At 46.7% G+C, this 482-nt stretch carries 1 protein-coding gene; it reads right to left on the reverse strand.

Features of this window, described 5'->3' with window-relative positions; genetic code table 11:
* Positions 1–32: 32 nt before the first annotated feature.
* On the reverse strand, positions 33–482 hold a 450-nt coding region (locus tag L691_RS0122150; RefSeq protein WP_025692491.1), incomplete at its 5' end, for an IS3 family transposase.

Genomic DNA, 482 nt, shown 5'->3' on the forward strand with positions numbered 1-482 from the left:
TGGACCTCTGTCAAGATAGTAGACACAGAAATTTATGCAGCTAGGGTATGATAAAGCTGTTCATACTCCGTAGGGGTATAGTAATCAATAGACGAATGAATCCGTTGGTTGTTGTAAAAGAGTTCAATATACTCAAAAATGCTTTTCTTTGCTTCTTCCCGGGTTTCATAGCGGTTTAGGTAGATGAGTTCCTTCTTCAACACACTATGAAAGGATTCGATGCAAGCATTGTCGTAACAGTTACCTTTGCGACTCATGCTACCAGTCATTTCGTAGGCTCGCAGTTGTTTCTGGTAGTCTAGCGAGGCGTATTGGCTCCCCCGATCAGAGTGATGCAGTAACCCTGGAGCCGGATGCTGACGGCCATACGCTTGCTGAAGTGCACCGATGACGAGTTCCTTCGTCATCCGTTCGCCCATCTGCCAGCCTACAATCTTACGGGAGTAGAGATCCATGACACTGGCTAGATACAGCCAGCCTTC

Origin of the sequence: Paenibacillus zanthoxyli JH29, from assembly GCF_000520715.1 — a bacterium.
Lineage (GTDB): Bacteria > Bacillota > Bacilli > Paenibacillales > Paenibacillaceae > Paenibacillus_AQ > Paenibacillus_AQ zanthoxyli.